We start from the raw sequence: 24,872 nt of genomic DNA, 5'->3' as shown, positions 1-24,872 counted from the left end.
AGATGAACGTACGACGACGCACGCGCACGCTGCTCGCGGGGCTCGCCATGACAGCGGTCCTGGCGGGCGCGGCGGGGACCGCCGCCGCGGCCGACAGCACCCCCACCGCCAAACCGGCCGGTGACGGGGCCCACGCATTGTGCAAGCGGGTGCCGAAGATCGACCGCCGGATCACACGGGCCCTGCAGCGGCTCGACGCCGGAGCGGGAACGCGCGGCTCGGTGGCGCGGCTGCAGAAGCGGGTCGACAACGCGAAGAAGGCGGGCCACACGGAGATCGCCGGCTTCCTCCAGGACCGGCTGGAGTTCCGTAAGTCGTTGCGGACCAATCTGGAGCAGCGCCAGAAGGACCTGGCGGCCGTCAAGACGTGGTGCGCGGCGGGCGGCAACGGGAAGGCGGCGAGCTGATGCGGGCCCGGCGCCGGGCACTGACGCTGACGGCGGTCACCGCGCTGGTGGTGGTGCTCGGCGCGGGCTGCGCCCACCACGACGGTGCCTCCCCCAAGGCGACGCCCGACGGCGCGGCCACCACCGAGCCGTCCGCCGGGCCCGCGCAACTGGCCGAGATGCAGAAGAAGGTGAAGGCGGCCGAATCCGCGGCCGCCGCGGCCGACCGGGACGCGGCGGGCACCGCCGACCGCTGACCCGCGCGGGGGGCGCCGCGCGGCGCCCCCCGCCCGGCACCCGCGTATGCCCGGCCCCCGTCGGGAGACCGGCGCTCAGGTTCCGGGCGCCCCGGTGCGCAGGCCGTCCATGACCAGGTCGAGGAGCCGGGTGGCGCGTGTTTGCCAGTCGTCGTGCGGGTCGAGCTGCCACAGGCCCGCGATGGCGAGGAGGAAGTCGTCCGCGGTGACTCCGGGCCGGATGGTGCCGGCCTCGTCGTTGGCGCGCAGCAGGAGTTCCGCCGCGGACGTCACCGGTGTGGGGGGCGGCTTCCCCGGGCCGCCCGGTGCGCTGGTGGCCTGCCGGATCGCCTCGGCCAGTCCGGCCTTGGTCATGGCGAACTCGGAGAGCCGGTCCATCCAGGCACGCAGGGCCTCCTCGGGTGACCGGGTCCGCAACAGGTGGGCCGCGGCGTCGGCGACCTGCTGCATCTCGTGCCGGTAGATCTCCAGGACGAGCGATTCCCGGTTGGGGAAGTTCCGGTAGAAGGTGCCCTGTCCGACCCCGGCCTTCTTCGCGATCCCGCTGAGCGGGGCGTCCGCGCAGCGCGACAGTTCGGTGATCGCCACTTCCAGGATGCGCTCGCGGTTGCGCTGTGCGTCCGAGCGCCGGGGTGATTCCTGCTGCTGCGGCACTCGTCCTCCTCGATCGAGGGGTCGTGGCCGAACCTCGACCTTGCTAAGCGGACAGCTGTCCGTTACGTTCCCAGTTAGCGGACAGTCGTCCGGTTGCGTCCACCATAGCCCGCGGACGCCGTCCCACGGCAGTCGCCGGCTGCCACGGTTCCCTCCCGACAACCCCGCGCCTGTGCGGCAGCCGGACCCCTCCTGACCTCCCTGGAAACGCGAAAGAAGCAGCTCATGGCCTCATCGACGTCCAGTGTCATCACCTTGAAGATCAACGGGGAGAAGTACACACTGCCCGTCGACCACCGCACCACCCTGCTCGACGCACTGCGCGAGCGCCTCGCTCTGACCGGCACCAAAAAGGGCTGTGACCAGGGGCAATGCGGTGCCTGTACGGTCCTGCTGGACGGGCGCAGGGCCGTCGCCTGCCTGCAACTGGCCGTGGCGGCCGAGGGCCGTGAGATCACCACCATCGAAGGCGTGGCCGACGGCGACCGGCTGCACCCCGTCCAGCAGGCCTTCCTCGATCTGGACGGATTCCAGTGCGGTTACTGCACGCCGGGACAGATCTGTTCGGCGATCGCGGTGATCGAGGAACATGCGGCGGGCTGGCCGAGCGCCGTCACCGACGACGTCCGGCCGGAAGCGGGGCCACCAGCCCTGACAGCCGACGAGATCCGGGAGCGAATGAGCGGCAACCTGTGCCGTTGCGGCGCTTACGTCTCCATCGTCGAGGCGGTGGCCCGCGCCGCCGAAGAGGCGGCGGACGAGCGACGTACGACTCCCACGGCGGGTGCGGAAGAGGTGGCGGCATGAAGGAGTTCGCCTATCAGCGGGCCTCCGACGTGGCCGGCGCCGTCGCGCTGCTCGGTGCCGATCCGGACACCCGCTTCCTCGGCGGCGGCACCAACCTCGTCGACCTCATGAAGACCGGTGTCGAGCGGCCCGCCCGGCTCATCGACATCCGCGAACTCCCGCTGGACGGCATCGAGTCGACACCGGAGGGCGGTCTGCGCATCGGTGCCACCGTCACCAACGGCGACCTGGCCGCCCACCCCGAGGTCCGGCGCCGTTACCCGGCGCTGGCGCAGGCGGTGCTGGCCGGTGCGTCGGGGCAGCTGCGCAACATGGCCACGGTCGGCGGGAACCTGATGCAGCGCACCCGCTGCGGCTACTTCACCGACGTCACCAAGCCCTGCAACAAGCGCGTCCCCGGCAGCGGTTGCCCCGCGATCGAGGGTGAGCACCACAACCACGCGATCCTCGGCGCGTCCGGCCACTGCGTGGCCGTACACCCCTCGGACATGGCCGTGGCCCTGACCGCCTTCGACGCCGTCGTCCACTTCGAAACGGCCGACGGCCCGGGGGAGTTGCCGCTCGCCGCGTTCCACCTGCCGGTCGGTGACACCCCGCACCGCGAGACCGCCCTGCCGCAGGGCGCACTGATCACCGGCATCTCGCTGCCGCCCGCCCCGGTTGCCGCCACCTCCCGCTACCGCAAGGTCCGCGAGCGTGCCTCGTACGCGTTCGCCATCGGCTCGGTCGCCGCCGCGCTCGACGTCCGGGACGGTGTCGTCCACGACGTGCGCCTGGCCTTCGGCGCCGTCGCCTCCCGCCCGTGGCGGGCCGTCGCCGCCGAACGTGTGCTGACCGGTGCGACGGCCGGCGCCGCGACCTACGCCGCCGCCGCGGACGCCGAACTGGCGGCGGCCCGGCCGCTGCCGCACAACGGATACAAGGTGGACCTCATGCGCAACCTCGTGGTGGCCGTCCTGTCCCAACTCGCCGAGGAGGCCGCCCGATGACCACCGTCACCCCCGGAACCGTCACCCACGCGCCCTCCGTCGGCACCGCCCACACCCGTGTGGAGGGCAGGGACAAGGTCACCGGAGCAGCCCGCTACGCGGGAGAGGTGCCCTTCGACGACCTCGCCCACGGCTGGCTGGTGCTGTCCACGGTCGCCCGCGGCCGTATCCGCGCCCTCGACACCGACACCGTGCTCGCCATGCCGGGTGTTCTCGCGGTCCTGGACCACCGCAACGCCCCGCGCGTCGACACCGACTTCACCGGCCTGCTGGGCACGCGTCCGGACCCGACCTGCGCGGTCTTCCAGCACGACCGCGTGCCCCACCTGGGCTGGCCGGTGGCCCTGGTCGTCGCCGAGACGCCCGAGCAGGCCAGGGAGGCCGCCGAGACGCTCGTGGTGCACTACGAGCAGGAGCCGCACGACATCGACTTCACGGGCGAGCGCGCGGACGCCTACCCGGTGGACGGCCATATGCCCGGCGTGACGGAGAAGGGCGACCTCGACGCGGCACTGGCCGCCTCGGCCGTCGTCCTGGACGCCGAGTACACCACGCCCGAAGAGCATCACAACCCGATGGAACCGCACGCGGCGACCGCCCGCTGGGACGACGGCCGGCTGGAGGTGATCGACTCCAACCAGGGCGCCACCTGGGTCGTCGGCGAACTCGCGAAGCTGTTCTCACTCGACCCGGCCTCGGTGCGCGTACGCTCCGAGCACGTCGGCGGTGGTTTCGGCAGCAAGGGCCCCCGTGCCCACCAGGTGGCCGCCGTGATGGCCGCGACCGTCCTTCAGCGGCCCGTGCGCGTGGTCCTGACCCGTCGCCAGATGTTCTCGCTGACCGGCTACCGCAGCCCCACCACCCAGCGCGTCCGGCTCGGCGCCGACGCCGACGGACGGCTGCGGGCACTAGAGCACCGCTCGGTCAGCGTCACCTCCACGGTGCACGAGTTCGTCGAGCCGAGCGCCGTGGTGGCCCGGGTGATGTACGACGCCGACGCCCACCACACCGCCAACCGCGTCGTACGGCTCGACGTGCCGACCCCGACCTGGATGCGCGCCCCGGGCGAGGCGCCCGGGTCGTTCGCCCTGGAGGCGGCGTTCGACGAGCTCGCCGAGCAGTGCGGGATCGACCCGATCGAGCTGCGTCTGCGCAACGAACCCGACAAGGGCCCGGTGTCCGGCCTGCCGTTCGCCGGCCGCAATCTGGCCGCCTGCTTCCGCGAGGGCGCCCGCAGGTTCGGCTGGGCGGACCGGGATCCGCGCCCCGGGCTGCGCCGGGACGGCCGCTGGCTGCTCGGTACCGGTACGGCGGCGGCCTCCTTTCCCTCGGGCGCCGCGCCGTCCACCGCGACGGCGACCGCGCACCCGGACGGCACCTTCACCGTCCGGATCGCCGCGGCCGACATCGGCACCGGGGCCCGTACCGCACTCACCCTGGTCGCCGCGGACGCACTCCAGGTGCCGCCGGAGCGTGTCCGGGTGCGCATCGGCGACAGCGACTTCGGCCCGGCGATGATCGCGGGCGGTTCCATGGGTACCCGCTCCTGGTCCTGGGCCGTCAGGACCGCGGTCGGTGACCTGCGCGAACGGCTGGCCCTCGGGGCCGACATCCCCGCCGAGGGCATCACGGTACGGTCCGACACCACCGCGGCCATCGGCGCCCTCGCCCCCGCCGAACGGCACTCGTTCGGAGCGCAGTTCGCCGAGGTCGCCGTGGACCCGGCCACCGGCGAGGTGCGGGTGCGGCGCATGCTCGGCGTCTTCGCGGCGGGCCGGATCGTCAACCCGCTCACCGCCCGCAACCAGCTCCGGGGCGGCATGATCTGGGGCATCTCCATGGCCCTGCACGAGGAGGCCGTCCGGGATCGCCACTCGGGCGGCCACGTCGGCGCCGACCTCGCGGGCTACCACGTGGCCACGCACGCCGACGTACCGCACGTCGAGGCCGACTGGATCGAGGACACGGACCCGAACGACCCGGTCGGGATCAAGGGCATCGGCGAGATCGGTATCGTCGGCGCCGCGGCGGCCGTCGCCAACGCGGTCTGGCACGCGACCGGCGTACGCCACCGCAGCCTGCCCATCCGCCCCGACCGCGTCCTGTCGGCCGCCGCGGGGGCGCCGGATGCTTGACCTCGCCGAGGAGCTGCACCGCTGGGCCGAGGAGGGCCGGGAGTTCGCCGTCGCCACCGTGGTGGCCGTCGGCGGCAGCGCGCCACGCGGTCCCGGCGCCGCCCTCGCCGTCGACCGCGCGGGCACGGTCATCGGCTCGGTCTCCGGCGGCTGCGTCGAGGGCGCGGTGTACGAGCTGTGCCAGGAGTCGCTGCGCACCGGCAAGGGCGTGCTCGAACGGTTCGGCTACAGCGACGAGGACGCCTTCGCCGTGGGACTGACCTGCGGCGGAACGATCGAGGTGCTGGTCACACCCGTGGCCGGACAGGCAGGGGCGGTCCTGGTGCGGGCCCTGTCGGCCGCCGCACGGAACGAGCCGGCGGCCCTCGTCCGGGTCGCCCGCGGCCCTGCCGCACTCCTCGGCCGCGCCCTGCTGGTGCGGCCCGACGGCACGTACGAGGGCGGCCTCGGCGGCCGTCCGGAGCTGGACCGGACGGCGGCGGCCGAGGCACGGGCCCTGCTGGAGGCGGGCCACACCGGCACGGTGGACGTCTCGGCGAGCGAAGCGGGAGGGGCATCCCCCCGGACGGGGTCCGGGGGAGGCTTCCACTGCCCCGGCGGTCTCACCCTGCTGGTCGAGTCGAACGTGCCGCCACCGCGCATGATCGTCTTCGGTGCGATCGACTTCGCGGCGGCGCTGGTGCGGGCCGGAAAGTTCCTGGGCTACCGCGTGACCGTGTGCGACGCCCGTCCTGTCTTCGCCACGCGGGCCCGTTTCCCCGACGCCGACGAGGTCGTGGTCGACTGGCCGCACCGCTACCTGCGCCGCACCGGCACCGACGCCCGTACGGTCCTGTGCGTGCTCACCCATGACGCGAAGTTCGACGTGCCTCTGCTGAAGGAGGCCCTGCGCAGGCCGGCGGCGTTCGTCGGCGCGATGGGCTCACGCCGCACCCACGAGGACCGCAACCGGCGGCTGCGGGCGGAAGGCGTGACCGAACGGGAACTGGCCCGGCTGCGCTCCCCGATCGGCCTCGATCTGGGCGCGCGGACTCCCGAGGAGACCGCACTGTCGATCGTGGCGGAGGTCGTCGCCGCGCGGCGGGGCGGCACGGGTGTTCCCCTCACCGGCTCCGGGACGCCGATTCACCGGGAGTGTATAATATTCAGCACCCGATGAATTACTGCTCTCCCGAAGGGCAGGACCGTCATGGAACAGAGGGAACGGACCACCTGCTGTGTGGTGGGCGGCGGCCCCGCGGGCATGGTGCTCGCCCTGCTGCTGGCCCGGGCCGGCGTCGATGTGACGGTCCTGGAGAAGCACGGCGACTTCCTGCGCGACTTCCGCGGTGACACCGTCCACCCCTCCACGCTGGCGCTGCTGGACGACCTGGGCCTGGCCCAGCGCTTCGCCCGGCTGCCGCAGCGCCGCGTACGCACCGTCCAGCTGCCGATCGGAGCCGGCCGCTCGGCGGTCACGGTCGCGGACCTCACGGTGCTGCGCGGTCCCTACAACTACGTGGCGATGGTGCCCCAGTGGGACCTGCTGGACCTGCTCGCGGACGAGGCCCGGCGCGAGCCGTCCTTCCGTCTGCGCATGAACACCGAGGCGACCGACTTCCTGATCGAATCCGGGCGGGTGACCGGAGTGCGCTACCGCACCTCCGACGGCCGCATCGGCGAGCTGCGCGCCGTCCTCACCGTCGCCTGCGACGGACGGGGATCACTGGCCCGTGCCCGCCCGGAACTGGGACTGCACGGCTTCACCTGCCCGATGGACGCATGGTGGTTCCGGCTGCCGCGCAGGGAAAGCGACCCGCAAGGACTCGTCGGCGCCGTCGGCGACCGCTTCCTGACCGCGATGATCGACCGTGGCGACTACTGGCAGTGCGCCGGGCTCATCCCCAAGGGCACCAACACCCAGCGCCGCGCCGCCGGCCTCGACCGCTTCCTGGCCGAATTCGCCGCCGCTGCCCCATGGATGGCCGACCGCGTGCACGCCGTGCGCTCATGGGACGACGTCAAGCTCCTCGACGTACGCCTGGACCGGCTGCGCCGCTGGCACCGCCCCGGCCTGCTGTGCATCGGCGACGCCGCGCACGCGATGTCCCCGGTCTTCGGCATCGGCATCAACCTCGCGGTGCAGGACGCCGTCGCCGCCGCCCGCTGTCTCGCCGAGCCGCTGCGCCGGGGAACCGTGGGCCTGCGCGACGTGCACCGGGTGCAGCGCCGCCGCCGTCCCACGACGGTCGCCACCCAGGCCCTCCAGCGGACCGCCCACGCCCGCTTCATCGCTCCGGTCCTGCAAGGCCGGCCGCCCCTCGGCAGCGCGGACCGGGCCCGGCGCGTGGCACGCCTGATCGCCGAGTCGCGGTGGCTTCGCCGACTGCCCGCGTACTTCGTCGCCTACGGCGCCCTCCGGGAACGCCCGCCCGCCGCGGCCGTCCGGTAGCTCCCACGGCGCCACCCAGCCGTACTCGGGAGCGTTTGTTGCCTTGACAAGAATTGTCATGACAACGATGCTGGGACGTGTGAGTGAGATCAGCGGACTCCACGACCATCTCGGCTACTGGCTCCGTCGCCTGTCCGACGAGGTCCACAGCCGGTTCGAGGCCGAACTCGGCCGGCACGACGTCACCGTCTCCCAGTGGGGGGTGATGGTCAGTGTGTTCCACGGCCACGACACCACCAAGGCCGTGGCCGCGCACATGGACATCGACCCCGGAGCCGTCTCCCGCCTGGTCGACCGCCTCGCGGCCAAGGGCCTCGTCCGCCGCGAGCCCGACCCCGCCTCCCGGCGCACGGTCCGGCTCGTGCTGACCGAGCGGGGGCACGCCCTCGTACCGGAACTGGCGGAGCTGGCCGACCGCAACGACGCCCACTACTTCGGCTCGCTGGACGCCGGTCAGCGCCGGCAGCTGGAGGAATGGATCCGGCGCCTGGTGGGCGAGGCCCACCCCACGGCACCACCCGACGAACCCTGAAAGAAGCACACCGTGAGCATCAGCGCATCCATCACCAAGACCATCGGCATCGACCGCCCGCACGAGCAGGTCTTCGCCTTCGTCGCCGACCCCGTGAACTGGCCCAGGTGGGCCGTGGTCAACGTCCGGTCCATCGAGCCCACCGACGACCCCGACTGGTGGCTCATGTCCACCCCGCAGGGACCGGCCCGGCTCCGGCTGCGCGCCAACGCCGAGTACGGCATCCTCGATCACGACTACGTCGACGACACCGCCTCCTGGCAGGTACCGGCCCGGGTGGTCCCCAACGGCGAGGGCGCCGAGTTCATGATCACCTTCCATCGGCCGCCGTCGCTCACCGACGCCGTCTTCAAGGAGCAGACCGACCTGGTCGACACCGAACTCGCCGCTCTCAAGGAGATCCTTGAGAGCGGCCGGGCCGACGTCACAGCATGACGTGCTTGACCTGCGAGACCGTCGTGCCATGCGTGTTGACCCAGACGATGCCGGTGTGCAGCGCCCGGCTCGCGCGCATGGCCCGGTCGTGGTCGCGGGTCCACACGCTCGCGGCCAGCCCCTGGGGAACCGCGTTCGCCATCCGGAAGGCCTCGGCCTCGTCACCGAAGGGCTGGACGGTGACGACCGGCCCGAACACCTCGCTCCGTACGATCTCGTCCTCCTGACGGACCCCGGCCACCACCGTGGCCTGGTGGAAGTAACCGGGGCGGGCCAGGGCCGCGCCGCCGGTGACGACCTCGGCGTGTGCCGGCAGACGCTCCAGCAGCCCGCGCACGGCGGCGAGTTGACCGGCGTGGACCAGTGGGCCGAAGTCGGCCTCTTCCTCGTCGGGTGCGCCGGGCACGCGCTGCGCCGCCCGCCGGGCGAACGCCTCCAGAAAGACATCGTGGATCCGCTGCTGGACCAGGATCCTGGTGGCAGCCGTACAGTCCTGGCCCGCGTTGTAGAAGGACAGGTACGACAACTCCTCGACCGCTTGGCCGAGATCGGCGTCCTCGTGGATCAGCACCGGTGCGTTGCCGCCGAGTTCGAGGTGCAGCCGCTTGAGGTCGGCCGCCGCTGCCGCCGCGATCTCCTGACCGGCGCGCACGCTGCCGGTGACGGCGACCAGCCGGACGCCGGGGTGGGCGACGAGCGTACGCCCGGTGTCGCGGTCGCCGCACACGACGTTGAGGACGCCGGGCGGCAGGTGCGCGGCGGCCAGCCGGGCGAGCAGTACGGCGGAGGAGGGCGTGGTGTCGGACGGCTTGAGGACGACCGTGTTCCCGGCGGCCAGCGCGGGGGCGATCTTCCAGACGGCCATCATCAGCGGGTAGTTCCACGGCGTGATCTGGGCGCAGACGCCGACCGGCTCACGGCGCAGCACCGATGTGCGCCCCGGTGTGTACTCGGCTGCCGCGGCACCCGGCAGGTTCCGCGCCGCTCCGGCGAAGTACCGCAACACGTCCACAATCCCCGGCAGTTCGTCCGCCAGGAACAGGGCCCGCGGTTTGCCCGTGTCGGTCACTTCGGCGCTCGCCACGGCAGCCGCCTGCCGTTCCAGGGCGTCGGCGATGCGCAGCAGCGCGGACTGCCGCTGCGCCGGAGTCGCGGCCGACCAGCCGGGAAGGGCCTCCTGTGCCGCCCGGCAGGCCGCGTCCACGTCCTCGGGGCCGGAGCGCGGAGCCGTGCCGTGCGGGAGTCCGGTGGCCGGGTCCACCAAGGGCAGCGTGGACCCTGAGGCGGCGGGCACGTCCTTGCCGGCGATGTGGTTGAGGCGGTCGGTGTCAGCCACGGCGCAGTGCCTCCTCGGCGGCGGCTCGGCCGGTGCGGACGGCGCCTTCCATGTATCCGGCGACCCACTGGTCCGAGCCGCAGACGTAGAACGGCGGTTCATGCGTGCCGTGCAGCGGGCCGACCGCCATCACCTCGCCCGGCGGCCACTGGGTGACATAACCCCGGGTCCACGGGTCGGTGCCCCACAGCCGCAGATGACAGGCGGTCGGCCGCAGTGCCTCGTCACCGAACATGGCGGCCACCTCGGCGAGCAGCTCGGGGGTGCGCAGATGGGGCGGGGTGCCCAGCAGGACGCCGTAGCGCTCGGGCGGTATCAACGCCGACAGCACGCCCTCGCTCTGCGGCCAGGTGCTGCCCAGGATCCCTTCGGCCTCGGACAGTCCGCTCAGGCCGTCGGCGCGCCAGAAGGGGCGGTCGTACACGGCGGCGAACTTCGCGGCCGTCGCCTGTCGTTGCCGGTGCAGCGAGGCCAGGCGGGCGTCGCTCACCCCGGTGACGGCGACCGACCGCAGTGGTCCCACCGGCAGGGCGCTCACCACGGCCGCCGCGGTGAGCACCTCGCCGGTGACCAGGCGCACGGCGCAGTGCCCGGGGCGGACGTCCAGCGCGGCGACGGGCGACCCGAGGCGGATGCGCGGGCCCAGCTCGCGGCCCATGACCTCGGCGAGGGTGGCCGACCCCCGCGCCGGCCGCAGCCCCTCCCAGGCGTCGTAGTCGTAGTCCCCCGTACCCGGGACCGCCGCGCTCTTGCGCAGCGCCGCCAGGAGCGAGATCCGCTCGTACGAGCCGCCCGCCAGCGCCAGTTGGCCGATCTCCCACAGCCGCACCACGGCGGGGCCGGCGTGGCAGGAACGCAGCCAGTCGGCCACGGACAGCCGGTCCAGAGCGGCCGCCTCCGGGTGCGACCACGGGTCGTCGGGGTCGACCGTGGCGGCGAGTTCGCTGAACTCCCGTCCGAGCAACTCGTGTTGGGCCAGATCGCCGGGGCCGAACCAGTGCGGCGGATCGCCGGCCGAGAGACCCTCGGGGGTGGAACGGGTGATGACGCCCGGCTCGGCGACATAGCTGGGAACCAGTTCCAGGCCGAGTTCCTCGGCCAGCCGGAGGTAGGCGGTGTGGGCCCGTCCGACCACTTCGCCACCCAGCTGGACGGTACGGCCGTCGGGAGTACGGATCTGTTCGACCCGGCCGCCGACACGGTCCCGGGCCTCCAGGACGAGCACATCGGTGCCGGCGGCGGCCAGGTCCCGGGCGGCGGCGAGGCCGGCCAGCCCGGCCCCGAGCACGATCACGTCGTGATGCATCGCATTCGCTTTCGTCGCGGGCGGGCTCAGGCCAGGACCAGACAGTGCTCGGGCCGCCAGCCGAACTCCACCGTCTCGCCGCCGCTCCAGCGGTCCTCCATACGCGCGCGGGCCGTGTTCTGCTCCAGCACCGACAGCGTGACCCCCGGGGCGAGTTCGATCAGGTAGGTGGTGGTCGGACCGCTGTAGACGGTCTCGCGCACCACACCGCTCAGCATCGACATGCCCGGTTCGAAGTCCGACAGCCAGATCTTCTCGGGGCGTACGGAGACGCTGACGGCGGTGCCGTCCGCGACGCCGGGACGTGCGCCGACCGGCAGGGCGGGACCGCCGTCCAGGGCGACCTCACCGCCCCGGTAGGTGCCGTTCATCAGGTTGGAGGTGCCCATGAAGGACGCCACGAACCGGGTGGCGGGGTGCTCGTAGACGTCCTCGGGGGTGCCGCACTGCTCGATCCGCCCCTCGTTCATCACGGCGATCCGGTCGGACATGGTCAGCGCCTCGTCCTGGTCATGGGTGACGAAGACGAACGTGATGCCGACCTCACGCTGGATCTGCTTCAGCTCCACCTGCATCTGCCGGCGCAGCTTCAGGTCCAGGGCGGCCAGCGGCTCGTCCAGGAGCAGCACGGCCGGACGGTTGACCAGCGCCCGGGCGAGGGCGACGCGCTGGCGCTGACCGCCGGAGAGCGTACGCGGCTTGCGGTCGGCGAGGCCGGCGAGCTGGACCAGGTCCAGCATCTCGCCGACACGCCGCCGGATCTCGGCCTTGCCGACGCCCTTGCGCTTGAGCCCGAAGGCGACGTTGTCGGCGACGCCCAGGTGGTCGAACAGCGCGTAGCTCTGGAAGACCGTGTTGACGTTGCGCCGGTCGGGCGGCAGGGCGGTCACGTCCTCCCCGGCGAGCAGCACCGATCCCTCGGTCGGATCGCTGAACCCGCCGATCATGCGCAGCGTGGTGGTCTTGCCGCAGCCGGAGGGACCCAGCAGGGAGAAGAACTGGCCGGCCTCGATGTCGAGGTCGAGGCGGTGGACGGCGTAGGAGCCGGCGAACTGCTTGGAGACGCCGTCGAGCCGGACTGCGGGCATCGCGTCCATGGGTCACTCTCCGGAGAGGATGTCGAGGCCGCCGCGGCGGCCGAAGAGGCGCGGGATGAACAGGGCCAGGGCGATCAGGCAGATGGATCCCGCGAGCATCAGCGTGCCGACGGCGTTGATGGTGGGCTGCAGCCCGAAACGGATCGCGGAGTAGATCCGCACCGACAGCGGCTGCGGGTCGACGCCGGTGGTGAAGTAGGCGAGGACGAAGTCGTCGAAGACGAGCGCGAAGATCAGGACGGCGGAGGCGAGCACAGCGGGCAGCAGGGCCGGCAGGGTGACCAGGCGGACCGCCTGCCGGCGGGTGGCGCCCAGGTCCATCGCCGCCTCCTCCACCTCGGGGTTCAGCGCGGCGACCCGTGAGCGGAGGATGACGGTGACGTAGGAGATGGAGAAGGTGATCTCGGCGAGTGTCACCGTGCCGGTCGACAGGGCCACGCCCAGTCCCTTGAACAGCAGCATCGACGCCACGCCTGTGACGATCTCCGGCGTGATCAGCGGCACCAGCATGATCAGGCCGGCCAGCGAGCCCAGCCGGGTGCGGCAGCGGACCAGACCGAGCGCGAGCGCCACGCCGAGGACGACCGAACCGGCCATCGCGACCAGGGAGATCCGCAGGCTGGTGCCCAGCGAAGCGATGAGGACGTCGTCGTGGGCGAAGGCGCGGTACCAGCGCAGGCTGAACCCGCCGAAGACGGTCAGCGACTTCTTGGAGTTGAAGGAGAACAGGGCCACCACGGCGATGGGCAGGTAGAGCAGCGCGAAGAAGAGGCCGGTGACGGCGATCAGGATCCGCGGTCCGCGGTCGGCGCGGCCGCGGCGGGTGCGGGTCCGGCCGGTCGTGCGGGCGGGGGTGGTGGCGGAGGGCAGCCGCAGCAGGGTCATCGGGTGGCCTCCGCCTCGTCCTTGCGGGTGCGCCGCAGGTATCCGAACATCCCGATGAGCAGGACCAGCATCAGCAGCATCGTGAGCGCGGAGCCCAGCGGCCAGTTCTGGCCCTGGAAGAACTTGTCCTGGATCAGGTTGCCGATCATGATCTGGTCCGGTCCTCCCATGAGCTGTGCGCTGACGAAGTCGCCCATGGCGGGCAGGAAGACCAGGACGAGCCCGGCCGCCGCACCCTGCCGGGTGGCGGGCAGGGTGACGAAGAAGAAGGTGCGGACCGGGCCGCCGTAGAGGTCGCGGCCGGCCTCGATGAGGGAGACGTCCAGCCGTTCCAGGGCCGCGTACAGCGGGATGATCATGAAGACGACGAAGCCGTAGACGAGACCTGCGACCACGCCGACGCCGGTGTTGAGTATCTTCGTGTTCCCGTCGGCCAGTCCGACGGCACGCAGCGCGCTCAGCACGGGGCCGTCGTCGGAGAGGACGACCGACCAGCCGTACATGCGGACCAGGTAGTTGGCGAAGAACGGCACCACGATCGCGGCGATCAGCGCGTGCTTGTACCGTCCGCCGTACAGGGCGATGGTGTACGCCACCGGGTAGGCGATCAGCAGGCAGATCAGACAGGTCAGCAGGGCGTAGCCCAGCGAGCGGGCCAGGACCTCGGTGTAGGCCGGGTCGGCGAGGGCGCGCACGCCGGACAGGTCGAAGCCGAAGCGCGGGTTGCCGAGGTCGTCGGTGGTGCCGACCGCGAGGACGGCGACGAGGACCAGTGAGGCGATCAGGAATCCCGTCATCCACAGGGTTCCGGGCAGCATCAGCCAGGTCCACATACGGGTGCCGGTGGCGTCGGAGCCCCGGCGGCGGGGGAGGCGTGCCATGTCAGCCCGCCTTCACATGGGTCCAGGCGGTGTCGCGGGCGTCCTCCGCCGCGCGGCTGCCGTTGCGGAAGAACAGGTCCCCCTTCAGCTCGTCCTCGGTGACGAGGCACTCGGGGAAGGGTTTGACCAGCTCGGCGTAGGTCTTCTCGGAACCGGCCACCGGCATCGGGTAACCGATGTACGCGATGTTCTTCTTCACGTTCTCCGGTCGCAGCATGTAGTCGATGAACAGCATCGCGGTGCCGGGGTGCGGGGCGTTCCACGGGATGGCGTAGCAGTCGGAGTTGATCGGCGTGCCCTCCTTGGGGGCCTCGAAGCCGAACACCGAGGGGTCCTTGGCCTGGTTGAGCATGGCGGCCATGTCGCCGCTCCACGCCTGGGTCATGACCGCGTTGCCGTTGAGCAGGTTGTTGTAGCTGTCGCTGGAGAAGCCGCGCAGCCGCGGGCGCAGCGTGCCCAGCAGGGAGGTGATGCGGTCCAGGTCACCGGTGTTCCCGGTGCTGACGTCCAGGCCGAGTGCGAGGGCGCCCATGCCGAGCACCTCGTCGCGGTCGTCCAGCAGGAAGACCCTGCCGCGCGCCTTCTCGCTCCACAGGTCCCGCCAGGAGCCGCTCGGTTCACCGAGTCTGTCGCGGCGCCAGCCGATGCCGGTCTTGTACGCGGTGAACGGGACGGTGTGTGCGGAGCCCGGGTCGTACCAGGGATCGGCGAAGTAGGTGTACGTGTCGAATATGGCGTGGGATTCGGTGAGTTGGGAGTGGTCGATACGGCGCAGCCGGCCCGCGTGGGCCAGCCGCTGGGCCCATTTGGCGGAGGGGAAGACGATGTCGTAGCGGTTGCCGGCGTTGAGCTTGGCGACCATGCCTTCCATCGAGTCGAAGTTCGACTGGATGACCTTGACGCCGTACTCCTTCTCGAAGCCCTTGAACACGGTCGGGTCGACGTAGTCGGCCCAGTTGAAGTAGACGAGATCGCCGTCGACGCGCGCTTTCACCGGGGCGAGCGCCTGCGGGCCGGGGCGCTCGGCGGGCATGAACCCGCAGCCGCCGGCCGCGGCGCCGAGCAGTCCGCAGGCGCCGGCCCGCAGCACGGCGCGTCGGGTTGGTGGGGGAACCTCGGGGGACACGGAACGTCCTCTCCGTCGAGGAACGGCACAACTCCAGGGCTGGACCGGCTGGTCGGCTCGCGGAGGCCCTGACTCCGCAGGAAGGACCGGTCTGGGGAGGGTGCGCGCTGCGTCAGCGGGGGAGGGGTAAGCCCGTCCGGAGGCGTACGGTGCGGGGCGCGCGGCAGGACGTCACCGGGTGTCCCCCTCCAGGTCGGCCCGGACCCGGCGGGCGAACCAGCCGACGGCGGCCTCGCGCTGCGACAGCGGGCCCGGCTGGAAACCGGGCGTGGTCAGACCGGCCTGCACGCGCTCCACCAACTCGGCGTCCTCGTCGTTGGTGACCCAGCCGATGCGGATGTTCAGCCGCCGGGCCAGCCGGGTGCGGACGCTCTCGCCGTGCCTCGTGTAGAAGCCCCCGGGGATCGCCGCCCGGTCCTGGGCGGTGGGCAGGGCGGTCCACGCGAGCACGTGGTCAGGGTAGAAGTCGATGAGCGTGTTCGGATAGATCACGGCGTACCGCCACACCCGCCGGTCGGCCTCGGTCAGCCCCGGCATCGGGGTCGCGAGGCGCTGGTAGAGCCGCTCGCTCCAGTTCGAGGAGGGCTTGTCGCGCAGCGGTGACTCGAACAGGACGTAGTCCTCCCGCACGTCCGCCGTGTACGCCTGGTAGTCCAGCAGCCGCATGAGCGCCGGGTGGGCCACCGGGACGTGGTACCCCTCCAGGTAGTTGTCGACGATCACCTTCCAGTTGGCGTTCTGCTGCTCGCCGCCGGACAGGTCGTGGATGCGGTGCTTGCCGACGGGGACGAGAGCGGGCCCGGCGTAGCGGCCGACGGCCTCGGCGAGCCCGGCGCAGCTCTCCGTGAGCGGGGTCGCCTCCATGTCGAGGTTGACGAAGACGAACCCGAGGAAGGACTCGACGTTGACCGGGTGCAGGCCGAGCCGGGGCTTGTCCAGGCAGGGGATCCGGCGCGCCTCGGGGGCGCCGACGAGGCGTCCGTCCAGCTTGTAGGTCCAGCCGTGGTAAGGGCAGCGGATCGCCTTGCCGGCCGGCTCGGGCGCGGTGACCAGGCGGGTGCCGCGGTGCCGGCAGACGTTGAGGTGGGCGGCGAGGCCGCCGTCCTCGGTCCGGACCACCAGCACCTCCCGGCCTGCAGCGGTGGCGGTCAGCCGGGCGCCGGGGCCGGGGAGGTCGGATTCGTGGCAGACGAGCTGCCAGGACTTGGCGAAGATGCGGTCGGTCTCGGCCTCGGCGATGGCCGGATCCGTGTAGTAGCGGGCCGGCAGCGCTTCCCCGGGATGCTCGGGGGGCGGATCCGGTGGGGCAGGGGAGAGGGCGGCTGCCCGGGTGGTCGGGGAGTGCATGGAGTCCTCCTCCGCGCCGCGGCGGCGGCGATGGGCGGTGAGGCTGCGCGGGAGATTCAGGCAGGTCGGGCCCCGGCCTGCCCGGGCCCCGGCTGACTAATTGGTTAGTCAGAGTGCGACCCGGGCGGCGCCAAGTCAAGACTTGTGGGCTGACTAATCAGTTAGTTAGTGTCATGCCAGGCGCTGTCCGGCTCGGCCGGGCACCGCGCACCGATCCGGACACCTGTTTGTCCCCGTCGTGCCCGGCCCTCCCGGCCGGCATCTCGCACCCGCTCCCCGCCCCTCCCGCTCAGGCGTCGGAGCACCGCCCGTCCCTGCCCTCGCCGCGCCACCCCCGTTCCGGGCCGTCCGGACACGGTGCGACCCAGGAGGCCCGCATGAGCGCTCGCCGAAATCCGGTCTGGCTCGGCCTCACGCCCGAGCCCGAACAGGAACTGCCCGCCGTGGTGGCCGCCCTCCGGGCCCCGGCGGACGGCCGCCCGCCACCCGACCTGGTCGCCGCCGAGCGCCACCGCGTCCAGCGGCTGGTGCTGCGCGGCACCCAGGGCGGCTGGCTGCGCTACCTCCGCGAAGTCACCGACCTGGTCGTGGCCGCCGCGGCGGCCTCCGCGACCGCCGACCCCCGCCCGGCGCTGGTGGCCGGCGAGGTCGTCCTCGACCACCACCGCATGCTCATCGGCCTGCCCGGCACCGCCTACGCGCGAACGGCCGCACAACGGCGGGCCCTGGAAACCGCGCTGGCGCGCCTGAGAGCCCGCGGCCGCCCCGCCCTCTCCGACCGCACCGAGCCCAGGAGCACCGTATGACCGGCGTCCACTCACTCCTTCCCGAAGGACAGCCCGGCCTGCTCGTCTCCCCCGTGTTCGGCGCCGAGCCGCACCGCGGTGTGGAGGAGCTCGCCCGCTACCTCGCCGTGGGCGGGTATGCGCCGTTGCCCGCGCGCGACCGGCTGCTCGATCTGATCGCCGAGGCCGGACTGCGGGGCCGCGGGGGTGCCGGCTTCCCGGCCGCCGCGAAGCTGCGCGCCGTACGCGCATCATCCGGCAGGCCCGTCGTCGTCGCCAACGGTGAGGAGGGCGAGCCCGGCTCGGTCAAGGACCGGTGGCTGCTGTGCCACCGACCGCACCTGGTCCTGGACGGCCTGCGGCTGGCCGCGGCCCTGACCGGTGCCGAACACGGCTTCGTCTACCTCTCGGACCCCGTCGCCGAACAGGCCGTCCGGCACGCGCTCGGCGAGCGTCCCGCCGGCCTGCGCGTCGATGTCGTACGGACCCGGCACACCTACGTGGCCGGGGAGGAGACCGCGGTCGTACGGCGCATCGAGGGCGGCCCGGCGCTGCCCACGGCGAAACCCCCGCGCCCCTTCGAGGCGGGGGTCGGCGGCGCCCCCACACTGGTCGCCAACGTGGAGACGCTGGCACGGATCGCGGTGCTGCACGCGTGCCCCGACGCCGCCATCGCCGTCGCCGGTGCTCATCTGGTGACACTCTCTGGACCGGGCGGATCCGCCGCCGCGCTGGTCGAGGCGCCGGCCGGTACGCATCTGAAGGCCCTCGCCGACCTGTGCGGGTACGGAAGGGCCGAGGCGGTCCTGCTGGGCGGCCTGTTCGGCGGGCTGTACGGCGCCGGCTGGACGGACCTGCCGCTCGACCACGACGGGCTGAAGGCCGCCGGCGGAGCCCTCGGCTGCGGGGCCCTGCACTTCCTGCACCCGGAGGACTGCCCGGTCGCCATGGCCGCCGAGGCCACCGCCTACGTGGCGGCCCAGAGCACCCGGCAGTGCGGTGTGTGCGTGTCCGGAACCGGTGCGCTGGCCGGCACCCTCACGGCCGTGGCACGCGGCGAGGCCGGTGACGACGCGGCCGAGAAGCTGAACCGCTGGTCGCGGCAGCTGCCCGGGCGCGGGGCCTGCGGGCTCCTCGACGCGGCCGCCCGCCTCGTCGCCACCCTCCTCGCCCACTTCCCCGACCGGCTCGACGCCCACCGCGCCTCCGGCTGCCCGGCGTGCACCGACACGGCACCCGACGACGGCCGCCGCTTCACGGTGGCCGTGCCCTGACCGCTCCACCCCTCGCCCCGAAGCCCCGCGCACCCGAAGGGACCGACCGTGAAACTCCTGCTGGACTCCACCCGCTGCCAGGGCTACGGCCTCTGCCAGGAACCCGCTCCCGAGCTGATCGACCTCGACGAGTGGGGGTACGCCCAGGTCCGCGTCGGCGAAGTGGCTCCCGGTGACGCGGACGCCGCCGTCGCCGCCTGCCCCAACTCCGCTCTCCGCCTGGTGAAATGACATGGGACGCGACCTGTCGGCACTCTTCGACCCCGGCTCCGTCGCCGTCGTCGGGGCCAGCGACGACCCCGCCAAGTACGGCCACGCCATCGCCGCACAAGCCCTGCGGGCCAACGGCCGCCGCCCCGTCCACCTGGTCAACCGGCGTGGCGGCACGGTCCTCGGGCGCACCGCCGCCCCCAGCCTGAGCGCGATCGGCGAGACCGTCGACCTGGCGGTCGTCTCCGTACCCGCCGCCGGCTTCGAGGACGCCGTCGACGAGGCCCTGCGGTGCGGGGCCCGAGCCATCGTCGCCATCACCGCCGGCTTCGCGGAGACCGGCGACGCGGGACGGGCACGCCAGCGTGCCGTCGCCGCACGCGTACGCGCCGCGGGCGCCGTGATGGTCGGGCCGAACTGCCTGGGACTGGCCGACAACACCACCGACCTCTTCCTGGCCTCCGACACCTTCACCCCCGGCGGTGTCGCGCTGCTCAGCCAGAGCGGCAACCTCGCCCTGGAACTCCAGCTCCGCTTCCGCCCGCACGGCCTCGGCTTCTCCCGGTTCGTCTCGCTGGGCAACCAGGCCGACGTCACCCTCGTCGACCTGCTCACCGACTGCGCCCGGCACGAGGGCACCCACGCCATCGCCGTCTACGCCGAGGACTTCGCCGACGGACGCGCCTTCGCCGAGGCGGCCGCCGCAGCGGGCAAGCCCGTGGTCCTGCTCACCGCCGGACGCGGTGACGCCTCCGCCCGCAGCGCCCAGTCCCACACCGGGGCGCTGACCACCTCCGCCGACGTGGTGACGGCGGCGTGCCGGGACGCCGGTGTGGAACTGGTCGCCACCCCGCGTGAACTCACCGTCGTGCTGGCCGCGCTGCACGGCGCGCGGCGCGCGGCCGGACGCCGGGTCGCCGTCCTCACCGATGGCGGGGGCCACGGTGTCATCGCCGCCGACGCCGTCGAGACGGCCGGCCTGACCGTCCCCGAACTGCACCAGCCGACCCAGGACCACCTCCGGACGGTCCTGTGGGACCAGTCGGCCGTCGCCAACCCGGTGGACCTCGCCGGGATGGGCGAACAGCACCCGGGTTTGTACGCCGAGTCCGTCGCCGCGCTGCTGACGGCCGAGGAGACCGACGCCGTCCTGATGACCGGCTACTTCGGCGGGTACGCAGCCGCCGACGGCGGGCTCGGCGGAGGCGGAAGCGCCCTCGCGGACGCGGAACAGGCCGCCGCGCGCCTGATCGCCGCCCGCCACCGCACCACGGCCAAGCCGCTCGTGGTGCAGTCGATGTACCCGGCCTCACCCAGCTGCCGGGCCCTCGCCGCGGCCGGCATCCCGGTCTTCTCCGCCACCGAGGACGCCGCCCGCGCCCTGGCCGCCACGGCACCCCGCCCACCGCACACGGGCGTCACACCCCTGCCCCGCCCCGCAGCACCCCTCCACGAGTGCGGCTACCTGCCCACGCGCAGCGCCCTCAGGGCGGCCGGACTCGCCTTTCCCGTCGCCAGGGAAGTCCATGACGAGCGCGAACTGCTCGCAGCCACCCAGGAGTTCGCGGGGCCGTACGTCCTTAAGGCCCTCCACCTGCTGCACAAGTCCGACGCCGGTGGCGTGGCACTCGGCCTGGCCGGTCCCGCCGAACTCCGTGCCGCCTTCCGCGAGATGCACGCACGGCTCGGCGCCGCCTCCTACTGCGTGGAGGCCATGGCGGACCCGACCGACGGCGTCGAGCTGATCGTCGGAGTCCACCGCGACCCCCGGTTCGGCCCGGTCGCCATGGTGGGCCTGGGCGGAGTGCTGGCCGAGGCCCTGCGCGACGTCGCCTTCACCCTCGCCCCCGTGGCCGCCGACCGTGCCCTGCACCTGCTGCGCGGACTGCGCACCGCCGCCCTGCTCGACGGGGCACGCGGCAGACCACCCGTCGACGTCGCCGCGGCCGCCGCGGCCGTCGAGACGATCACCGCGTTCGCCGCCGCCCACCCGGAGCTCGCCGAGATCGAGGTCAACCCGCTGCTCGTGACCCCGCACGGGGTTCTCGCCCTCGACTCCCGCGCCGTACTCGCCTGACTCTTTGCGACCGACCCAAGAGGCCCCCATGGACATGCGCTACACCCCCGAACAGACCGGCCTCAAGCGCCGCGCCACCGCCTACGCACGCCTGCTGATGCGGTACGAGGACCAGTCCGAGCAGGCCGGCGGTCCCCTCCCGCAGAAGACCGTCGCCGAACTGGCCCGGGCCGCCATGGACGCCGGGCTCTACGCCATCAACATGCCCGCCGAGTGGGGCGGCGCCGGGCTCGGCCTCCTCGACCAGGTCATCGTGGAGGAGGAGTTCGGCAAGGTCACCAACTGCCTGTGGGACATCCCCTGGCGGCCCGCCAACGTCCTCGCGTACGGCGACGAACGGCAGCGCGAGAAGTACCTGCTGCCCGTGATCCGCGGAGAGAAGTTCGACGCGTTCGCCGTCACCGAGCCGGGCGCGGGCTCGGACCCCTCCTCCGGCACCTCCACGGCCACCCGCACCGACGGTGGCTGGCTGCTCAACGGGGAGAAGTGGTTCGTCACCTGCGGCGACATCGCCGACTTCCTGCTGGTGCAGGCCGATGCCGGTCCCGAACGGCTGCCCACCCTCTTCTTCGTCGACAAGGGCGCCCCCGGAGTGGCCATGACACGGGTGCCGCACTTCATGCACTCCGCGGTCAACGGGCACCCCGAGTTCACCTTCACCGACGTCTTCGTGGCCGACGAGGACGTCCTCGGCGGCGTCGGCAACGGCTATGAGCTGACCAAGGAATGGTTCACGGACGAACGCCTGATGATCGCCGCCCGCACGGTCGGTGCCGCCGAGCGCGCCCTGCGGCTCGCCCGGGACTGGGCGGTGGAGCGTGAGCAGTTCGGGGCGCCGATCGCCTCGTACCAGTTGATCCAGGGCATGCTCGCGGACTGCGCCGTGGACATCGCCGTCAACCGGGCCTACACCCACCAGGTCGCCTGGGAGGCCGACCATGCCTCGGCCGACGACCGCAAGACGCTGCACGCCAAGGCCTCCACCGCCAAGCTCGCCGCCAGCGAGGCGGCCGGCCGGGTCGCCGACCGCTGTCTGCAGATCTTCGGCGGCCGCGGCTACGACCGCACCTACCCCGTCGAGCGCATGTACCGGGAGCTGCGCGTCGACCGCATCTGGGAGGGCACCTCCGAGATCCAGCGCCTCATCATCGCCAACGAGCTGATCAAGCGCGGCACCCGCGCCCTGGCCCTGCCCACCCGCTGACCCGCCCCTTCATCGCGAAGCGAGGACCTCCATGGACTTCCGTCTCACCCCGCGCCAGGCACAGCTCAAGGCCGCCGCCCGCGCCCTCACCGACGTCATCGCCGCCTACGAGATCCCGTGCGAGGAGAACAACGGCCTGCCCGCCGACGCCCACGCCGAGATCCGCGGCGCGGTGCTCGCATCCGGCCTGCAGGCGGTCAACATGCCGGCCGAATGGGGCGGCGCCGGCCTCACCATCGCCGAGCAGGTCACCGTGCAGGAGGAGCTGGGACGGCTCACCGGAGCCCTGTGGGACACGGTGTGGCGGCCCGCCAACGCGCTCCGGTTCTGCACGCCCGAGCAGCGGGACCGCTTCCTCATCCCGGTGATCAAGGGCGAGCGCCGCGACTGCTACGCCGTCACCGAGCCCGGCGCCGGTTCGGACCCGCAGAACCTGGCCACCACGGCGACGAAGAACGACCAGGGCTGGGTGCTCGACGGCGAGAAGTGGTTCGTGACCGTCGGCGACCACGCCGACTTCATGATCGTGCTCGCCGCGGCGGGTCCGGACCGCGCCCCGACGCTGTTCCTCGTGGACAAGGACACCCCCGGCATCGAGATGACCCGCGTGCCGCGCTTCATGCACACCTTCGTCTACGAGCACCCCGAGTTCACCTTCACCGACGTACAGGTGGGCGAGGACGCCGTGCTCGGCGGTATCGGTGAGGGGTACGACATCACCCGTTCCTGGTTCACCGAGGAACGGCTGATGATCGCGGCCCGTACCACCGGTGCCGCCGAGCGCGCGGTGGAACTGGCCCGGGACTGGGCGGTGGAGCGTGAGCAGTTCGGGGCGCCGATCGCCTCGTACCAGCTGATCCAGGGCATGCTCGCGGACTGCGCCGTGGACATCGCCGTCAACCGGGCCTACACCCACCAGGTCGCCTGGGAGGCCGACCACGCCTCGGCCGACGACCGCAAGACGCTGCACGCCAAGGCCGCCATCGCCAAGCTCGCGGCGAGCGAGGCCTCGGGCCGGGTGGTCGACCGGTGCCTGCAGATCCACGGGGGCCGCGGCTACGACCGTGCGTATGCCGTCGAGCGGCTCTACCGGGAACTGCGCGTGGACCGCATCTGGGAGGGCACTTCGGAGATCCAGCGGCTGATCATCGCGGGCGAACTCATCAAGCGCGGCTCCGGGGTCCTGGACCTGCCCACCGCCTGACACCACGGCCGACGCCCCGGTGGGGGAAAGCTGAGGGAAGATGGTCGGGGCGTACGACCACCGAACGAGGGGAGCCGCAGGGTGTCCACCAAGGTGCGCACGGCAGACACGCGTGAGCGCATCCTGACCGCGGCGTGTGAGGCCATCGCCGAGATCGGTTTCGAGAAGATCCGGATGCGCATGGTCGCCGAACGGGCCGGCGTGTCGACGGCGCTGCTGCACTACCACTTCGACACGCGCGAGAAGCTGTTCACCGAGGCGATGACCCACTCCTTCGCCAACACCGCCACCGATGTGGAACGCGACGCCGGGACGGCCCCGGCGGCGGTCGTCCTGGCCCGCATCCTGCGCAACCTGCTGCCGACCGACCCGGAACTGCACCAGGACTGGCGACTGTGGCAGGAACTGTGGGTCCGGGCCCTGCGCGACGAGGCCACCCGGGCCTATGCCGTGGACCTGTACGCCCAGCTGCACACCTGGGTCGCCGATGCGGTCCGGCGGGGCATCGCCTCCGGCGAGTTCGAGCCGACCGACGTGGACGAACTCTGCACGCTCGTGCTGTCCCTGAGCGACGGCTACGGCATCCGCCTCATGCTGCGCGATCCGGTGGTCACCCTGGACACCGCGCTCGCCTCCATCTGGCGCCACGTCGCCGCGGCGCTGGGCCTGCCGGAGGCGGTGCCGGTGGAGTGAACGCCGTAGCGGCTGAGTTTCTTCTGCTCGGCGCCTCTTGTCCTGCCGGCGCCGGCTCGTTCGCCGCGGCCCGGCCTCCGCGCCGGCCCAGATCGCCAACTCCGCCGAGCGCTCCCGCAGATCAGCACCTATGCGTCTCCGGTGCGCTAGCCGGCTCCGCGGTCTAGGACGCGACGGGCCGCCTCGGCCTCTGCCGCCGGCGGGGACAGCTCGTCCAGCGTGTCGAGCTCGTCATCCGATTCCAGTTCCCGTTCCCAGGCCGCCGCGAGCCTTTCCTGCTCCTGGCGCGGCTTGGCGCCGATCGCCTCCCGGTGATTCGGGTCGAGGGCTGCCAGGAATCGTCCTACCTGATCCGTCGGCATACCGTGCTCCTTGTCGCATGGAGGGGTGCCACTCTGGGCCAGTATGGCCGAATATGCGGGCAGTGGCCGCCCGAGTCTGCCGGGGAACAGCCGGCGCTACTCGACGGCCGGGTCCTCCTGGGCATGCCGCACGGCCTTCTTGACGGCCTGCTCGACCTCGAACCGGCTGGCTTCGGTGGCTGCGGCGTGCGCGGTGATGGCCGCCTGTACCGCCTCGGACGCCTCGCGCCAGCGGCGCATCTGGGCGTCGTACTCGTCACCGGTCAGGCCCGCGAGCTTCGCGCGCTCTACCTCGGCGGATCGTTCCAGCTTGATCAACTCATCGGGGACCTCTGCCACGGGCACGGATCCTAAACGGTGGGAGCACCGCATCGGCCGGCGGACTTACCGGCCGATCGGGTAGAGCCGCCGTCGGTCTCCGTGCGGACCCCGAGGGGGAGCCGAAGGCGGGGCCGAGGG

26 protein-coding genes are annotated in these 24,872 nt (G+C 72.5%); 16 read left to right on the top strand and 10 right to left on the bottom strand.

Annotated features, from left to right (window positions below; genetic code table 11):
* The first annotated feature begins 2 nt into the window (after positions 1-2).
* Both ACZ41I_RS09775 and ACZ41I_RS09770 read left to right on the top strand, forming a co-directional pair.
* Positions 3-407, top strand: a complete 405-nt coding sequence (locus ACZ41I_RS09775) for a hypothetical protein (RefSeq protein WP_468513726.1) — start codon at positions 3-5, stop codon at positions 405-407.
* A complete protein-coding gene (locus ACZ41I_RS09770) occupies positions 407-643 on the top strand; it encodes a hypothetical protein (protein ID WP_468513725.1) in 237 nt (78 codons plus the stop codon). The genes ACZ41I_RS09775 and ACZ41I_RS09770 overlap by 1 nt, the downstream gene beginning before the upstream one ends.
* Before the next feature lie 75 nt (positions 644-718).
* On the opposite strand, the gene ACZ41I_RS09765 is transcribed toward ACZ41I_RS09770, so the two are convergent.
* Entirely contained in the window at positions 719-1,297 is a 579-nt protein-coding gene (locus ACZ41I_RS09765) for a TetR/AcrR family transcriptional regulator (RefSeq protein WP_468321832.1), read from the bottom strand.
* Between the two features lie 225 nt (positions 1,298-1,522).
* On the opposite strand from ACZ41I_RS09765, the gene ACZ41I_RS09760 reads away from it, so the two are divergent.
* The 7 genes from ACZ41I_RS09760 (at position 1,523) to ACZ41I_RS09730 (ending at position 8,626) form a co-directional block, all read left to right on the top strand.
* Positions 1,523-2,104: a 2Fe-2S iron-sulfur cluster-binding protein gene (locus tag ACZ41I_RS09760; RefSeq protein ID WP_468513724.1), complete on the top strand. Its 582-nt coding sequence runs from the start codon at positions 1,523-1,525 to the stop codon at positions 2,102-2,104.
* Positions 2,101-3,093 carry an FAD binding domain-containing protein gene (locus ACZ41I_RS09755; protein WP_468513723.1) on the top strand — a complete coding sequence of 331 codons (993 nt, stop codon included), beginning with the start codon at positions 2,101-2,103 and terminating at the stop codon, positions 3,091-3,093. Before ACZ41I_RS09760 ends, ACZ41I_RS09755 begins: the two co-directional genes overlap by 4 nt.
* Positions 3,090-5,228, top strand: a complete 2,139-nt coding sequence (locus tag ACZ41I_RS09750; protein ID WP_468513722.1) for a xanthine dehydrogenase family protein molybdopterin-binding subunit — start codon at positions 3,090-3,092, stop codon at positions 5,226-5,228. The genes ACZ41I_RS09755 and ACZ41I_RS09750 overlap by 4 nt, the downstream gene beginning before the upstream one ends.
* Positions 5,221-6,387 (top strand): XdhC family protein, encoded by a 1,167-nt coding sequence (locus tag ACZ41I_RS09745; protein WP_468513721.1) that lies wholly within the window; start codon positions 5,221-5,223, stop codon positions 6,385-6,387. Before ACZ41I_RS09750 ends, ACZ41I_RS09745 begins: the two co-directional genes overlap by 8 nt.
* Before the next feature lie 30 nt (positions 6,388-6,417).
* Positions 6,418-7,659: an FAD-dependent oxidoreductase gene (locus ACZ41I_RS09740; protein WP_468513720.1), complete on the top strand. Its 1,242-nt coding sequence runs from the start codon at positions 6,418-6,420 to the stop codon at positions 7,657-7,659.
* A 79-nt stretch (positions 7,660-7,738) separates the two neighbouring features.
* Positions 7,739-8,191 carry a MarR family winged helix-turn-helix transcriptional regulator gene (locus tag ACZ41I_RS09735; RefSeq protein WP_468513719.1) on the top strand — a complete coding sequence of 151 codons (453 nt, stop codon included), beginning with the start codon at positions 7,739-7,741 and terminating at the stop codon, positions 8,189-8,191.
* A gap of 12 nt (positions 8,192-8,203) precedes the next feature.
* Positions 8,204-8,626, top strand: a complete 423-nt coding sequence (locus tag ACZ41I_RS09730; RefSeq protein WP_468513718.1) for an SRPBCC family protein — start codon at positions 8,204-8,206, stop codon at positions 8,624-8,626.
* Here the strand turns inward: ACZ41I_RS09730 and ACZ41I_RS09725 are convergent.
* The 7 genes from ACZ41I_RS09725 to ACZ41I_RS09695 all read right to left on the bottom strand — a co-directional run bounded on the left by ACZ41I_RS09725 (position 8,616) and on the right by ACZ41I_RS09695 (position 16,604).
* Entirely contained in the window at positions 8,616-9,962 is a 1,347-nt protein-coding gene (locus ACZ41I_RS09725; protein ID WP_468513717.1) for an aldehyde dehydrogenase family protein, read from the bottom strand. The two genes, ACZ41I_RS09730 and ACZ41I_RS09725, sit on opposite strands and share 11 nt — an antisense overlap.
* A complete protein-coding gene (locus ACZ41I_RS09720) occupies positions 9,955-11,268 on the bottom strand; it encodes a flavin monoamine oxidase family protein (RefSeq protein WP_468513716.1) in 1,314 nt (437 codons plus the stop codon). The genes ACZ41I_RS09725 and ACZ41I_RS09720 overlap by 8 nt, the downstream gene beginning before the upstream one ends.
* A 26-nt stretch (positions 11,269-11,294) precedes the next feature.
* A complete protein-coding gene (locus ACZ41I_RS09715) occupies positions 11,295-12,365 on the bottom strand; it encodes an ABC transporter ATP-binding protein (RefSeq protein ID WP_399769427.1) in 1,071 nt (356 codons plus the stop codon).
* Between the two features lie 3 nt (positions 12,366-12,368).
* The gene (locus tag ACZ41I_RS09710; RefSeq protein WP_399769425.1) at positions 12,369-13,250 is read right to left on the bottom strand and encodes an ABC transporter permease; all 882 of its coding nucleotides are present in this window, start codon (positions 13,248-13,250) and stop codon (positions 12,369-12,371) included.
* Positions 13,247-14,131: an ABC transporter permease gene (locus ACZ41I_RS09705; protein WP_468513715.1), complete on the bottom strand. Its 885-nt coding sequence runs from the start codon at positions 14,129-14,131 to the stop codon at positions 13,247-13,249. The genes ACZ41I_RS09710 and ACZ41I_RS09705 overlap by 4 nt, the downstream gene beginning before the upstream one ends.
* A gap of 1 nt (position 14,132) precedes the next feature.
* The gene (locus tag ACZ41I_RS09700; protein WP_468513714.1) at positions 14,133-15,257 is read right to left on the bottom strand and encodes a polyamine ABC transporter substrate-binding protein; all 1,125 of its coding nucleotides are present in this window, start codon (positions 15,255-15,257) and stop codon (positions 14,133-14,135) included.
* A 171-nt stretch (positions 15,258-15,428) separates the two neighbouring features.
* Positions 15,429-16,604, bottom strand: a complete 1,176-nt coding sequence (locus ACZ41I_RS09695; protein WP_468513713.1) for an aromatic ring-hydroxylating oxygenase subunit alpha — start codon at positions 16,602-16,604, stop codon at positions 15,429-15,431.
* 377 nt (positions 16,605-16,981) lie between these two features.
* On the opposite strand from ACZ41I_RS09695, the gene ACZ41I_RS09690 reads away from it, so the two are divergent.
* The 7 genes from ACZ41I_RS09690 to ACZ41I_RS09660 all read left to right on the top strand — a co-directional run bounded on the left by ACZ41I_RS09690 (position 16,982) and on the right by ACZ41I_RS09660 (position 24,051).
* Positions 16,982-17,410 (top strand): hypothetical protein, encoded by a 429-nt coding sequence (locus tag ACZ41I_RS09690; RefSeq protein WP_468513712.1) that lies wholly within the window; start codon positions 16,982-16,984, stop codon positions 17,408-17,410.
* Positions 17,407-18,663, top strand: coding sequence for an NADH-ubiquinone oxidoreductase-F iron-sulfur binding region domain-containing protein (locus ACZ41I_RS09685; protein ID WP_468513711.1), 1,257 nt, complete (start codon positions 17,407-17,409; stop codon positions 18,661-18,663). Before ACZ41I_RS09690 ends, ACZ41I_RS09685 begins: the two co-directional genes overlap by 4 nt.
* A 48-nt stretch (positions 18,664-18,711) precedes the next feature.
* Positions 18,712-18,894 carry a ferredoxin gene (locus ACZ41I_RS09680; RefSeq protein ID WP_399769413.1) on the top strand — a complete coding sequence of 61 codons (183 nt, stop codon included), beginning with the start codon at positions 18,712-18,714 and terminating at the stop codon, positions 18,892-18,894.
* A 1-nt stretch (position 18,895) separates the two neighbouring features.
* Positions 18,896-20,950, top strand: coding sequence for an acetate--CoA ligase family protein (locus ACZ41I_RS09675; protein WP_468513710.1), 2,055 nt, complete (start codon positions 18,896-18,898; stop codon positions 20,948-20,950).
* A 28-nt stretch (positions 20,951-20,978) separates the two neighbouring features.
* A complete protein-coding gene (locus ACZ41I_RS09670; RefSeq protein WP_468513709.1) occupies positions 20,979-22,154 on the top strand; it encodes an acyl-CoA dehydrogenase family protein in 1,176 nt (391 codons plus the stop codon).
* A gap of 31 nt (positions 22,155-22,185) precedes the next feature.
* On the top strand, positions 22,186-23,358 hold the full coding sequence (locus tag ACZ41I_RS09665; protein ID WP_468513708.1) for an acyl-CoA dehydrogenase family protein: 1,173 nt from the start codon (positions 22,186-22,188) through the stop codon (positions 23,356-23,358).
* Between the two features lie 81 nt (positions 23,359-23,439).
* On the top strand, positions 23,440-24,051 hold the full coding sequence (locus ACZ41I_RS09660; protein ID WP_399769405.1) for a TetR/AcrR family transcriptional regulator: 612 nt from the start codon (positions 23,440-23,442) through the stop codon (positions 24,049-24,051).
* A gap of 146 nt (positions 24,052-24,197) precedes the next feature.
* Here the strand turns inward: ACZ41I_RS09660 and ACZ41I_RS09655 are convergent, their stop codons facing one another.
* Both ACZ41I_RS09655 and ACZ41I_RS09650 read right to left on the bottom strand, forming a co-directional pair.
* A complete protein-coding gene (locus tag ACZ41I_RS09655) occupies positions 24,198-24,413 on the bottom strand; it encodes a hypothetical protein (RefSeq protein ID WP_363220885.1) in 216 nt (71 codons plus the stop codon).
* A gap of 96 nt (positions 24,414-24,509) precedes the next feature.
* Positions 24,510-24,752 carry a hypothetical protein gene (locus ACZ41I_RS09650; protein WP_363220886.1) on the bottom strand — a complete coding sequence of 81 codons (243 nt, stop codon included), beginning with the start codon at positions 24,750-24,752 and terminating at the stop codon, positions 24,510-24,512.
* Positions 24,753-24,872 lie beyond the last annotated feature (120 nt).

The sequence above is a fragment of the Streptomyces sp. NPDC030799 genome (assembly GCF_055572255.1).
This window is presented reverse-complemented; position numbering and strand designations above follow the sequence as displayed.